This is a genomic window from Geodermatophilaceae bacterium NBWT11, from assembly GCA_014218215.1.
Classification (GTDB): Bacteria; Actinomycetota; Actinomycetes; order Mycobacteriales; family Geodermatophilaceae; genus Klenkia.
Window position 1 is genome coordinate 1,707,191 of the sequence record CP043652.1, and the last position, 12,427, is coordinate 1,719,617.

11 protein-coding genes are annotated in these 12,427 nt (G+C 74.0%); 8 read left to right on the forward strand and 3 right to left on the reverse strand.

Annotated features, from left to right (window positions below):
* Positions 1–54: 54 nt before the first annotated feature.
* Entirely contained in the window at positions 55–2,403 is a 2,349-nt protein-coding gene (locus tag F1C76_08185; protein QNG36571.1) for a pyruvate dehydrogenase, read from the reverse strand.
* A gap of 172 nt (positions 2,404–2,575) precedes the next feature.
* Here F1C76_08185 and F1C76_08190 point away from each other — a divergent pair, with 172 nt between their 5' ends.
* A complete protein-coding gene (locus tag F1C76_08190) occupies positions 2,576–3,565 on the forward strand; it encodes an AraC family transcriptional regulator (GenBank protein ID QNG36572.1) in 990 nt (329 codons plus the stop codon).
* 20 nt (positions 3,566–3,585) lie between these two features.
* Positions 3,586–4,500 (forward strand): hypothetical protein, encoded by a 915-nt coding sequence (locus tag F1C76_08195; protein QNG36573.1) that lies wholly within the window; start codon positions 3,586–3,588, stop codon positions 4,498–4,500.
* An 85-nt stretch (positions 4,501–4,585) separates the two neighbouring features.
* Here F1C76_08195 and F1C76_08200 read toward each other — a convergent pair whose 3' ends face one another.
* Together F1C76_08200 and F1C76_08205 are read right to left on the reverse strand one after the other, a co-directional pair.
* The gene (locus F1C76_08200) at positions 4,586–5,605 is read right to left on the reverse strand and encodes an alcohol dehydrogenase catalytic domain-containing protein (GenBank protein QNG36574.1); all 1,020 of its coding nucleotides are present in this window, start codon (positions 5,603–5,605) and stop codon (positions 4,586–4,588) included.
* On the reverse strand, positions 5,605–6,123 hold the full coding sequence (locus F1C76_08205; GenBank protein QNG36575.1) for a DinB family protein: 519 nt from the start codon (positions 6,121–6,123) through the stop codon (positions 5,605–5,607). The genes F1C76_08200 and F1C76_08205 overlap by 1 nt, the downstream gene beginning before the upstream one ends.
* Positions 6,124–6,319: 196 nt before the next feature.
* Here F1C76_08205 and F1C76_08210 point away from each other — a divergent pair, with 196 nt between their 5' ends.
* Genes F1C76_08210 through F1C76_08235 form a run of 6 tightly spaced genes read left to right on the forward strand, consistent with a single transcriptional unit; the run spans position 6,320 to position 12,238 of the window.
* A complete protein-coding gene (locus F1C76_08210) occupies positions 6,320–7,519 on the forward strand; it encodes a CoA transferase (GenBank protein QNG36576.1) in 1,200 nt (399 codons plus the stop codon).
* Position 7,520: 1 nt separating this feature from the next.
* Positions 7,521–8,438 carry a hydroxymethylglutaryl-CoA lyase gene (locus F1C76_08215; protein ID QNG36577.1) on the forward strand — a complete coding sequence of 306 codons (918 nt, stop codon included), beginning with the start codon at positions 7,521–7,523 and terminating at the stop codon, positions 8,436–8,438.
* Positions 8,435–8,968 carry an NAD(P)H-dependent oxidoreductase gene (locus tag F1C76_08220; GenBank protein QNG36578.1) on the forward strand — a complete coding sequence of 178 codons (534 nt, stop codon included), beginning with the start codon at positions 8,435–8,437 and terminating at the stop codon, positions 8,966–8,968. Before F1C76_08215 ends, F1C76_08220 begins: the two co-directional genes overlap by 4 nt.
* Before the next feature lie 37 nt (positions 8,969–9,005).
* Positions 9,006–10,496 (forward strand): aldehyde dehydrogenase, encoded by a 1,491-nt coding sequence (locus tag F1C76_08225; GenBank protein QNG36579.1) that lies wholly within the window; start codon positions 9,006–9,008, stop codon positions 10,494–10,496.
* Positions 10,497–10,526: 30 nt separating this feature from the next.
* Complete coding sequence (locus F1C76_08230) at positions 10,527–10,982, forward strand: flavin reductase family protein (GenBank protein ID QNG39102.1); 456 nt, start codon at positions 10,527–10,529, stop codon at positions 10,980–10,982.
* The gene (locus F1C76_08235) at positions 10,979–12,238 is read left to right on the forward strand and encodes a bifunctional 3,4-dihydroxy-2-butanone-4-phosphate synthase/GTP cyclohydrolase II (protein QNG36580.1); all 1,260 of its coding nucleotides are present in this window, start codon (positions 10,979–10,981) and stop codon (positions 12,236–12,238) included. Before F1C76_08230 ends, F1C76_08235 begins: the two co-directional genes overlap by 4 nt.
* Positions 12,239–12,427: the final 189 nt, after the last annotated feature.

The following is a 12,427-nucleotide window of genomic DNA, read 5'->3' on the forward strand; positions in this document are numbered from 1 at the left end:
CAGCGTTGGTGAGGGCGGCGAGGCGTGGATCAGGTCACCTGATCCACGCTGGGGTCACAGCAGGTCGAGGGCGGCGCCGACGACGGAGTCGGTGTCGATGCCGTGGTGCCGGTAGACGCTCTGCAGGTCGCCGGACTGGCCGAAGCGGGTGACGCCCAGGTGCGCGGCGGGCACCCGGTGCACGCCGGCCAGGAACGCCAGCGTGTGCGGGTGGCCGTCGAGCACGGTCACCATCGGGGTGGCCCGGTCGGCGGGGAACACCGAGCCCAGGACGGCGTCGTCCACCACCGGGGTGCCGACGTCGTCCAGCCCGCGGCGGGCCTGCAGCGCGCGGAAGAGCAGCCCCGGGCTGGTCACCACGACCACGTCGGCCGGGTGGCCCAGCGCGGTCAGCCGGTCGGCCGCGGCCAGGCCCTCGGTGATCATCGCGCCCATGGTCACGACGGTGACGGCGGGCTCGGCGACGCGGCGCAGTGCGTACGCCCCGCCCACCACCTGACGACGACGACGCTCGCGGGCGGCCGGGTCGGTCGGCACCTCGGCCAGCGCCTGGTCGACCGGCCGGGTGGACAACCGCAGGTAGGCGCTGGACCCGTCGGCCTTCCCGAGCCGACCCAGCGAGGCCAGCAGGCACCACTCGGTGTCCAGGGCGAAGCCCGGCTCGTAGGTGACCACGCCCGGCTGCTCCAGCCCGATCGAGGGGCTGGTGATCGACTGGTGCGCCCCGCCCTCGGGCGCCAGCGTGACCCCGGACGGCGTCCCCACCAGGATCGACTGGCCGCCGGCGTAGACCCCGAAGCTCCACGGCTCCAGCGCCCGGGAGACGAACGGGTCGTACATGACGCCGATCGGCAGCAGCGGCTGCGCCCACCGGTTCCACGTGGAACCCAGCTCGCCCATCAGCGACACCAGGTTGACCTCGGCGATGCCCAGCTCGACGTGCTGGCCGCTGGGCCGCTCGCGCCAGTGCAGGATCGTCTCGGGGTCGTCGGAGAACCAGTCGCGGCGGTCCTCGGCCGACCAGACGCCGACCTTGTTCACCCAGCCGCCCAGGTTGGTGGAGCTGGAGACGTCGGGGCTGACCGTGACCACCCGGGCGCCGGCCTCGGGCGCGGCCCGGTTGAGGTCGAGCAGGGTGCGGCCCAGCGCGGCCTGGGTGGTCGCCGTGCCGGACGGCGTCCGGCCCAGGTCGGCGGGCACGGCCGGGGCACCGGCGCCCTCGTGCTCGGGCTTGCGCAGGCGCCGCGCGGCATCGGCCAGCAGCCGGCCGGGCTCGGTGTGCGGGTCGAAGGCCGCCCACGGCTGCGCCGGGTCCACCCCCACCCGGTCGGCCAGCTCGTGCAGCTGGGCCTCGTTCAGCAGCGCGGAGTGGTTCTGCGGGTGCCCCTCGGTGGCCAGCCCGTAGCCCTTGAGCGTGTAGGCCAGCACCACGGTGGGGCGGGTGTCGTCGATCTGGGCGAACGCCGTCCGCAGGGCCTGCAGGTCGTGCCCACCCAGGTTGCGCACGGCGGCGACCAGGTCCTCGTCGGAGACCCCGGCGATCAGCCCGGCCACCGCGGCGGCCCCGGCGCCGTCCCCGGGCAGGTGCTCGCGCAGCTCGGCGGCGGTGCGGCGCAGCATCCGCTGGTACTCGGGGTTGGTCATCTCGTCGATCCGGTCGCGCAGCTCGGGGCCGCCCTCGCGGGTGTAGAGCTCCTCCAGCAGGGCGCCGTACTTGACGGTGAGCACCTGCCAGCCGGCGGCGGCGAACATGCCCTGCAGCCGGACGGCGCCCATCGTGGGCACCACCCGGTCCAGCGACTGGCGGTTGAGGTCGACCACCCAGACGACCTCGCCCAGCTCGGCCACCATCGGGTCGACCACGGCCTCCCAGACCGCGCCCTCGTCGAGCTCGGCGTCCCCGACCAGCGACCACTGCCGGCCCGCACCGCCGGTGCCGAACTGGGTGTTGACGTAGCGGCGGGCGATCGCGCCCCAGATCGGCGCGGTGGCCCCGATGCCGACCGAGCCGGTGGAGTAGTCCGCGGGCACCGGGTCCTTCAACCGCGAGGGGTAGGACTGCAGGCCGCCGAACTCGCGCAGCGTGGTCAGCGCCGAGGCCGGCAGCTGGCCGAGCAGGAACTCCAGCGCGTGCAGCACCGGGGAGGCGTGCGGCTTGACCGACACCCGGTCCTCCGGGCCCAGCGTCTCCAGCCACAGCGCGGTCATGATCGTCGCGATCGAGGCGCTGGAGGCCTGGTGGCCGCCGACCTTGAGCCCGTCGGGGTTGGGGCGCACCCGGTTGGCGTGGTCGACGATCGAGGAGGCCAGCCAGAGCACGCGCTGCTCGATCTCCCGCAACGCGGTGTCGTGGGTGCTCGTTCCGGCGGCGTTGCCGAGGGTGGCGGTCACACCGACCAGCATGACGCCCGCGCGCGCCGGGCGTCGATCCGCCCGCGGCAGCCCGACAGCCGCACACCGCACCCATCTCGACGCCCGGCGGACACCCTGCTGCGCGCAACGGCTGGTCGGACCACCCGGTCCGGCCTAGATTGCGGCTCAGGTGTGGCTGGCGCCACACGGGTCGAGCCCGGAGGTGATCGTGCAGAGCAGTGCCGCGCTGCCGTTGTCACGCTTCCCCGTCGTCGGGACGCACAGCCTCGAGGAGGCCCGCGACGCGGTCACCCGGGTGTACCTGGCGCACGACCTGACGGCCGACCACGACCGGGTGGACATGACGCTCAACGCCGTCGCCGACCACCACCTGACCCTGGGCTACCTGACCTACCAGGCGGCGGCGGAGCTGACCATGCCGCCGACCGAGGACTGCTACCACGTCAACCTCACGACGGCGGGGTCCACCGACGCCGACCGCTCCGACGGCGCCCGGGCCCGCACCGAGGCCCGCCGCTCCGGCGCCGTGCTCAACCCGCTGCAGCGCAACACCGTGCGCTGGAGCGCCGACGCCGAGCAGCTGATCCTCAAGATCCCGCGCAGCAGCCTGGAGTCCCACCTCGGCGACCTGGTCGGCCGGTCGGTCGCCGAGGTGCTGGACTTCGACTTCGGCCTGGACCTCACCCACGCCGCCGGGCAGTCGCTGCTCAACTCGGTGGAGTTCCTGGCCCGCGAGCTGGACCGCCCCGGTGGGCTGGCCGACATGCCGCTGGCCCGCGAGCAGCTCGAGGCGTTCGTGATGACCCAGGTGCTGCACGCCGGACGGCACCAGTTCTCCGACGTGCTGGCCGCCCCCGCCGAGGCCGTCCGGTACGGCCGGCTCGCCCCCGTCGTCGCCTTCCTGGAGGAGCACGCCGACGAGCCGCTGACCCCGCAGCAGCTGGCCCGGGTGGGCTGCATGAGCGTGCGCACCCTGCACGCGGCGTTCCAGCAGCAGTTCGGGGAGTCCCCGATGAGCTACCTGCGCCGGGTCCGGCTGGACCGGGTGCGCAGCGAGCTGGTGCGCAGCGACCCGGCCACGGTGCGGGTCACCGAGGTCGCGATGCGCTGGGGCTTCTTCCACCAGAGCCGTTTCGCCCAGCAGTACCGGGACCGCTTCGGCGAGCTCCCGTCCGCCACCCTCCGGCACTGACCCCCTCGAGGAGCCCCACCGTGGACTACGCAGAACTGTCGGCCGCCTTCCTGGCCGAGCCCTCCGCCGGGCGACCCGCCCCCCGGGTGCCCACCGGCGCGGCCCGCTCGCTGCGTGACGCGGCCGAACCGCTGGCCACCATCGGCTTCTGGGGCAAGCCCGCCTACGCCGCGATGGAGGCCCTGGGCCTGGAGTTCCTCACCGGCTACGTGTGGGGCCGCACCGCCCCGATGGGCGAGCCCACCGCGCCGGTCGTCGTCGCCGCCTTCGGGGTCTTCGAGCCCGGGCTGGTCACCTCCCTCTACGAGGACGCCCGCGGCATCGCCTCCCGCGCCGACGTGCTCGCCGCCCGGGAGCGCGGGGCCGTCGAGTCGCTGCACGAGGTGCTCGGCGACGTCCCCACCGGGGACGTCGAGACCGCCGTCGCCCAGCTCCGCCGGGCCACCGACCTGGCCGTGGCCGACGTCGCCGGCCGCCCGCTGGTCGCCGGCCTGGCCTCGCTGGACTGGCCCGAGGACCCGCTGGGCCAGCTGTGGCACGCGCTCAACCTGCTGCGCGAGTACCGCGGCGACACCCACCAGGCGGCCAACGTCGCCGCCGGGCTGACCGGGGTGCAGATGAACCTGGTGACCGAGTACTGGGTGGGCTGGGAGCCCACCGCCTACGCCGGCACCCGCGGCTGGGCCCCGGAGGTCATGGCCGCCGCCGACGCCGACCTGGTCGCCCGCGGCTGGGTCGCCGACGGCGCGCTCACCCCGCAGGGCCAGACCGAACGCGACCGCATCGAGGCCCAGACCGACGCCGCCATGGACCGGGTGCTCGCCCCGATCGGCGACGACGTCCCCGCCCTGACCGAGCAGCTGGACGCCTGGTCGGCCCAGATCGTGGCGGCGGGCGCGGCGCCGTCGGACCCGTACAAGCGCATCTCCGGCTGACCCGCGGCAGGGGAAGCCCCGCACACACCCGTGGACCCCGGTGGTGTGTGCAGGGCTTCCCCTGCCTGGGTGCGGGCGGTCCCCCTCAGGGCTCCAGGAGGACCTTGATCGCGCCGTCGCGCTTGGTGCTGGCGACCTCGAAGGCCTCCGGGGCGTCCTCGAGGGAGAAGCGGTGGGTGACCAGCGGGGAGAGGTCGACCCGGCCGGCCCGGATGAGCTCCAGCGACCGCTCGTACTGCCCGCGCCCGCCGTTGCCGCCGATGCCGAAGACGGTGGCCGTCTTGAGCATCATCGGGACGACGGGGATGCCCGGGAGGTCGTTGGCGTAGCCGATGAAGGAGGCCTTGCCCTCCTTGCGCACCAGGTCGATGACCGACGCCGAGGCCGCGGGCGCACCCGAGGTCTCCACGACGATGTCGGCGCCGCGCCCGCCGTGCATCTCCAGCACCCGCTCGACCAGGCCGTCGGTGCGGCTGTCCAGGCAGTCGGTGGCCCCGAACGCCCGGGAGACCTCGAAGACCTCGTCCCGGACGTCGGTCACGGTGAGCCGGCCGGCGCCCGAGAGCGCGGCGAACCGGGCCACGGCCAGGCCGATCGGGCCCTGGCCGAGCACCAGCACGGAGTCGCCCAGCTTGATCTGCAGCCGGTCGATGCAGTTCAGCGCGACGGCGAAGGGCTCCAGCAGCGCCGCGCCCCAGATCGGCACGCCCTCGGGGATCGGCACCAGGTTGACCCGCGGGACGGCGACGAGCTCGGCGAAGCAGCCGTCGCTCCACAGCCCGATGAGCTTCTTGTTCGGGCAGTCCAGCGAGGGGCCGTCGACGCACGCGGCGCACTGCCCGCACGGCAGCGAGGGCTTGACGGCGAACTGGCGGCCGATGAGCCCCTCGTCCACCCCCTCGCCCACCGAGACCACGGTCCCGGCGAAGTCGTGCCCGGGCACCCGCGGGAAGGGCGAGTCGATCCGGCCCTCGTACTGGTGGGCGTCGGTGCCGCAGAGCGAGGCGACGTCGACGTGCACGACCACGTGCAGCGGGTCGGCGGTGGGGTCCGGGCGGTCCTGGACCTCGACCTGGCCGACCCCGGTGAGGACGACGGCGCGCATCAGGCGTTCTCGCCCGTGTGGCCCTCGGGCACCTCGAAGCGCTCGGGCAGCTTGCCCCGGGACCTGAGGACGGCGTGCAGCTGGTCGCGGTGGTGCACGACGTGCCCGACGATGATCGGCAGCCACTCGGCGACCGTCATCCGGCCCAGCGTGGTGATCTCCACCGACCGCTCGAGGATCTCCGGGGTGTGGTTCGGCATCGTCGAGAGCATCGTGCGGCGCAGCGAGGCGATCTTGTCCGCGGCCTCGGCGGCGGTCGGCGGGATCGCGCCGATCGTGTCGTGGCCGATCTCCTCGCGGTAGAAGAAGTCCAGCTCGGGGTCGGCCTGCAGGCGGGCGATGTCGGCCACCCACAACAACCCGGCCAGGGTCATGTGGCTGACCACGGTCGCGCCGGTCCAGCCACCGCCGGGGTCGGCGACGTGCAGGTCGCCGTCGTCGATGGTGCGCAACAGCTCCTCGACGGCGGTGAGCGTCCGGTCGGCGATCCGGGACTGCTCTGCTACCAGGTCGGACATGACTCTCCCTGTCGTCGGCCGGGCTGCGGTGCCCGGCGTCTGCGGAGAAAGGTAGGGCGCAACACATGTGCGGTCCAGACCCGCGGGGCCAGGCTGCGCTGTGCGGATGGAGGTCCGCCGACGGCGGATGGTCGGCGTCCCCCGGACTGCCTACCGTCGGACCCGACCCCGCACGACGACGTGAGGAGCAGTCCCCGTGACCGGTGCCCTGGACGGCATCCGCGTGCTCGAGATCGGCACGCTCATCGCCGGTCCCTTCGCCGGGCGGCTGCTCGGCGACCAGGGGGCCGACGTGGTCAAGATCGAGGCCCCGGACCGCCCCGACCCGCTGCGCACCTGGGGCCAGGTGCACGAGGACGGCCGCGGCTTCTTCTGGACCGTGCACGCCCGCAACAAGCGCTGCATCACCCTGGACCTGCGCTCCGAGCGCGGCCAGGAGCTCTTCCTGGGTCTGGCCGCCGACGCCGACGTGGTGGTGGAGAGCTTCCGGCCCGGCACGCTGGAGCGCTGGGGCCTGGGCTACGACCGGCTGAGCGCGGCCAACCCCGGCCTGGTGCTCGCCCGGGTCTCCGGCTACGGCCAGACCGGCCCGATGGCCGCCCAGCCCGGGTACGCCAGCGTCGCCGAGGCCCGCGCCGGGATGCGCTACGTGACCGGCTTCCCCGGCCAGCCGCCGGTGCGGATGGCGCTGTCGCTGGGCGACTCGCTGGCCGGCATGTTCGCCTGCCAGGGCATCCTCACCGCGCTGGTCGCCCGGGGCCGCACCGGCCGCGGGCAGGTGGTCGACGCCGCCCTCACCGACTCCTGCCTCGCGGTGACCGAGTCGATGGTCGCCGACTACTCGCGCGCCGGGCACGTCCGCCAGCCCAGCGGCACCCGGCTGGACGCCATCGCGCCGTCCAACAGCTACGAGACCGCCGACGGCACCTTCGTGATCATCGCGGCGAACCAGGACACCCTGTTCCGGCGGCTGTGCGCGGCGATGGACCGCCCCGAGCTCGCCGACGACGAGCGGTACGCCACGCACACCGCGCGGGCCCGCAACCAGGACGAGCTCGACGCGCTGATCGGTGCGTGGGCCAGGGAGCTCCCGCCGGACGACGTGGTGGCCCGCTGCTCGACCGCCGGTGTCGTCGTCGGACCGGTCGCCACCATCGCCGACGTCGTGGCCGACGAGCAGTTCGCCGCCCGGGACATGCTCGTCGCCCACCACGACCTGGGCGTCGGTGCCGACGTGCTCGGCCCCGGCATCACCCCGCAGCTGTCCGAGACCCCGGGCACGGTCCGCTGGGCCGGCCCGCCGCGGCCGGGCAGCCACAACACCGAGGTCTACGGCGAGCTGCTCGGGCTCACCGCCGACGACCTCACCGAGCTGGCCGAGCAGGGAGTGGTCTGACGTGGAGCTGCCCAGGAACGTCGACGTCCGCGAGGTGGGGCTGCGCGACGGTCTGCAGATCGAGGCGCCGATCCCGCTGGCGGCCAAGGTCGCGATGCTGGAGGCCCTCGTGGCCACCGGGGTCCAGCGCATCGAGGTCACCTCGTTCGTGTCGCCCAAGGCCGTGCCGGCACTGGCCGACGCCGACGAGCTCGCCGCGCAGCTGCACCGCTTCCCCGGGGTGCACTTCTCCGCGCTGGTGGCCAACCTGCGCGGCGCCCAGCGCGCGGTCGACGCCGGGATCCCGCACCTGGAGTACGTGGTCAGCGCCGCCGACAGCCACTCCCGGGCCAACGCCGGGCGGCCCACCGCGGAGGCCGTCGAGGCGGTCGGCGCGATCGCCGAGGTCTCGCACGGCGCCGGCGGGTCGCTCGAGGTGATCGTGGCGACGGCGTGGGACTGCCCCTTCGACGGACGGACCGATCCGTCCCGGGTGCTGGACGTCGTCCGGTCCGCGGTGGCCCAGGGCGCCGACCAGCTGTGCCTGGGCGACACCATCGGCACGGTCACGCCCCGGCGCACCGTCGACCTGCTCGACGCCGTCCGGGACGCCGCGCCCGGGCTGCCGCTGGGCGCGCACTTCCACGACACCCGCGGCACCGGCCAGGCCAACGCGCTGGCCGCCGTCCTCGCCGGGGTGACCCAGCTCGACGCCTCGGTCGGCGGGCTCGGCGGCTGCCCGTTCGCCCCCGGCGCCAGCGGCAACATCGCCACCGAGGAGCTCGTCTACTGGCTGGCCGACTCCGGCGTGGAGACCGGCATCGACCTGGACGCCGTCCTCACCGCGGCCGCGGTCACCGAGGACGCGGTCGGGCACGCCCTGCCCAGCTCGCTGTTCCGGGCCGGTGGCACCAGCCGCCCGCGGGGGGAGTTCCGGTGAAGGTGCTCGGGATCGTGGGCAGCCCGACGGCGGGCGGCCGGACCGACGCCGCCGTCGCGGGCCTGCTGGCCGGGTGCACCGGCGCCGAGACCCGCAGGCTCAGCCTCGCCGACACCGACGTCCCCACCGTGCTGGACGCCATGGAGGCCGCGGACGCGGTCGTGTTCGGCAGCCCCACCTACCGGGCGTCGTTCTCCAGCCTGCTCCGCAGCCTGTTCGAGTCCGCCGAGCGCGGCCGGTACGCCACCGAGACCACGGCCCACCTCGCCCGGACGACGGCGGCGATCGTGATGACGAACAACGCCCCCGAGCACTACCTGGCCCAGGACTCGCTGCGCAGCCTGCTGGCCGGGTTCTACGGCTGCCAGGTGCTCAGCCCGGGGCTGGTGCTCACCCACCCGCACTTCGAGGGCACCGAGCTGACCGCCGAGGCCGCCGAGCTGGCTGCCTCGCACGGCCGGGCCCTGGTCGACCTCACGACCGCCGTCCTCGCCTCCCCCGCACTCCAGGCACTGGAACCCCAGGTCTGACCTGATGACCCCGCACCCTGACGACAAGGAGCAGTCGATGACGACCGCAACCCCCACCGACCTCGAGCGCTTCGGCCTGTTCATCGGCGGCGAGACCGTCGACGCCCGCTCGGGGAAGACCTTCGAGTCGCAGAACCCCTACACCGGCCAGCCGTGGGCGACCCTCGCCGACGGCTCCCCCGAGGACGTCGACCTGGCCGTCGCCTCGGCCCGCGCCGCCTTCGACGGCGAGTGGGGCCAGATGTCGGGCTTCCAGCGCGCCGCGATCCTGCGGAAGTGCGGCGACGCGATCCTGGCGAACGCCGAGCGGCTGGCCCAGCTGGAGGTCAACGACTCCGGCAAGCTGATGCGCGAGATGCTCGGCCAGCTCAAGGGCCTGCCCCAGTGGTACTGGTACTTCTCCGGCCTGGCCGACAAGATCGAGGGCCGCACCGTGCCCCCGGTGAACCAGAACTACTTCGCGTACACCACGCGGGAGCCGGTCGGCGTCGTCGGCTGCATCACCCCGTGGAACTCCCCGCTGCTGCTGCTGACCTTCAAGCTCGCGCCGCTCCTGGCCGCCGGCAACACCTGCGTGGTCAAGCCCTCGGAGCACGCACCGGCCTCCACCGTGGCCTTCGCCGAGATCCTCACCGAGGCCGGGCTGCCCGCCGGCGTCATCAACGTCGTCACCGGCTGGGACCGCTCCACCGGCGAGGCGCTGGCCTCGCACACCGGCATCGACAAGGTCGCCTTCACCGGGTCCACCGCCACCGGGGCCGCCGTGGCCAAGGCCGCGGTGACCAACCTGAACCGGGTCACCCTGGAGCTGGGTGGCAAGAGCCCGCAGATCGTGTTCGCCGACGCCGACCTCGACGCCGCCGCGAACGGCCTGGTCGCCGGCGTGTTCGCCGCCACCGGGCAGACCTGCATGGCCGGCTCCCGGCTGATCGTGCACGCCGACGTGCACGACGCCCTGATCGAGAAGGTCGCCGCCCGGGCGAACGCGATCAAGCTCGGCGACCCCAACGACGCCGACACCGAGATGGGCCCGGTCGCCAACCGCCCGCAGTACGAGAAGGTGCTGGGCTACCTGCAGGGCGCCGCTGCCGAGGGCGCGACCTTCGCCTGCGGCGGGGAGCCCTCGGCCGAGCTCGGCGGGCTCTTCGTCAAGCCCACCGTGGTCACCAACGTCGGTCCGGAGAACACCATCGTCCGCGAGGAGGTGTTCGGGCCGGTGCTCGCCGCCTACACCTTCACCGAGGAGGACGAGGCGCTGAAGCTGGCCAACGACACCCCCTACGGCCTGGCCGGGGCGGTGTGGACCAAGGACGTGCACCGCGCGCACCGGGTCGCCGCCAAGCTCCGCGCCGGCACCGTCTGGGTCAACGCCTACCGCGTGGTGGCCCCGAACATGCCCTTCGGCGGGTTCGGCAACTCCGGCATCGGCCGGGAGAACGGCGTCGAGGCGATCAACGAGTACACCGAGAACAAGTCGGTGTTCATCGAGCTCACCGGCGGCACCCGCGACCCCTTCCAGCTGGGCTGAGCCGTGCTGGCCGAGCAGTTCCGTGAGGTGATGTCCGGGGTCGCGACCCCGGTGTCGGTGGTGACCGCGGTGTCGGCCGACGGCGTCCCGCACGGGACGACGGTCTCGGCCTTCGCCTCGTTGTCGATGGACCCGCCGATGGTGCTGGTGTCCCTGGACCGGGGGTCGGACCTGCTGACCCTGGTCCGGGACACCGGCCGGTTCGGGGTCAACGTGCTCGGGTCCACCCAGTCGGCGCTGGCACTGTCCTTCGCCCGCAAGGGCACCGACAAGTTCGCCAGCGTCGACTGGGTGCCCGACCAGGGCCTGCCCCGGTTGCCCGGGGCGCCGGGCTGGCTGGCCTGCGAGGTGGCCTCCCTGGTCGAGGGCGGGGACCACGTCGTGGCACTGGGCACCGTGCTGGCCGCCGACACCGCCGACGGTGCGCCGCTGACCTACCACTCGAGGGTGTTCGGCACCCACGCCGCACTGGAGGCCACGGCATGACCCGCAGGACACCCACCGAGGCCGTGCAGACCGCCGTCGCAGCGATCGCCGCCGGCGGCATGGTGATCGTCGTCGACGACGAGGACCGGGAGAACGAGGGCGACCTCATCCTCGCCGCCGAGCTGTGCACGGTCGAGCAGATGGCGTTCCTCGTCCGGCACACCACCGGCATCGTCTGCGCCCCGATGCCCGCTGCTCGAGCCACCGAGCTGCAGCTGCCGCTGATGGTCACCGACAACACCGACGCCCACGGCACCGCGTTCACGATCACCGTCGACGCCCTGGACACCTCCACCGGCGTCTCGGCCGCCGACCGCGCCACCACCGTCCAGGCGCTGGCCTCGGCGGCCACCACGCCCGCGCAGCTGCGTCGTCCCGGGCACGTGTTCCCGCTCATCGCCCGCGCCGGCGGGGTGCTGGTGCGGGCCGGGCACACCGAGGCCGCCGTCGACCTCACCACCATGGCCGGGCTCTCCGGCGTCGGCGTGATCGGGGAGATCGTCGACGAGGACGGCTCCATGCGCGCCGGTGCCTCGCTCACCGCGTTCGCCGAGGAGCACGGGCTGCCGGTGCTGGCGATCGCCGACCTCGTCCGGCACCGCCGGGCCACCGAGCGCCTCGTCGAGGTCGTCGGCACCTCCGCCATGCCGACGGAGTTCGGGGACTTCCGCGCCACCGCCTACCGCAACACCCTCGACGGCACCGAACACCTCGCCCTGGTGATGGGCGACCTCGCCGCAGCCTCCCGGACGACCGAGGGCGCCCTGGTGCGGGTGCACTCCGAGTGCCTCACCGGGGACATCCTCGGCTCGCTGCGCTGTGACTGTGGCGGGCAGCTGGAACAGGCGCTGGCCGCGATCGCCGCCGAAGGCGCCGGCGCGGTGGTCTACCTGCGCGGCCACGAGGGCCGCGGCATCGGCCTCGGACACAAGATCCGCGCCTACGCCCTGCAGGAGCAGGGCCTGGACACCGTGGACGCCAACACCGCCCAGGGCCTGCCCGTCGACAGCCGTTCCTACGGCGTCGGCGCCCAGATCCTCGGCGACCTCGGCGCCACCCGCATCCGTCTGATCACCAACAACCCCGCCAAGTACGGCGGCCTCGACGGCTACGGCCTCACCATCACCGGCCGGGTCGCCCTCCCCACCGTGGAGACCGCGCACAACGTGCGGTACCTGCGCACCAAGCGGGAGCGGATGGGCCACCTCGGCCCGCACCTGTCCGCCGTCGTCGACCTCCCCGTCGCCGGAGTCTGACCCACCCCCTGACAAAGGAACCTCTGCACCCCCCATCAGCGCCGATGGGGGGTGTGGAGGTTCCTTCGTCAGGGGGTGGGCAGGTCTGCGCCGAGCGGCCGGAGGGGTGCGCTGCGCGGCTGTCGAGGGCCCTCCGGCGGACCTAGCGTCGTCGGCGAGACGTGGCCCAGGGCACACCGAAGACCCGGC

Bases quoted from the DNA above. Each gene is read 5' to 3' on its own strand.
- F1C76_08185 (QNG36571.1), bottom strand. From the start codon at position 2,403: ATGCTGGTCGGTGTGACCGCCACCCTCGGCAACGCCGCCGGAACGAGC.
- F1C76_08235 (QNG36580.1), top strand. From the start codon at position 10,979: ATGACCCGCAGGACACCCACCGAGGCCGTGCAGACCGCCGTCGCAGCG.
- F1C76_08200 (QNG36574.1), bottom strand. From the start codon at position 5,605: ATGCGCGCCGTCGTCCTCACCGGGGTCGGCCAGGTCGAGGTCCAGGAC.
- F1C76_08230 (QNG39102.1), top strand. From the start codon at position 10,527: ATGTCCGGGGTCGCGACCCCGGTGTCGGTGGTGACCGCGGTGTCGGCC.
- F1C76_08225 (QNG36579.1), top strand. From the start codon at position 9,006: ATGACGACCGCAACCCCCACCGACCTCGAGCGCTTCGGCCTGTTCATC.
- F1C76_08205 (QNG36575.1), bottom strand. From the start codon at position 6,123: ATGTCCGACCTGGTAGCAGAGCAGTCCCGGATCGCCGACCGGACGCTC.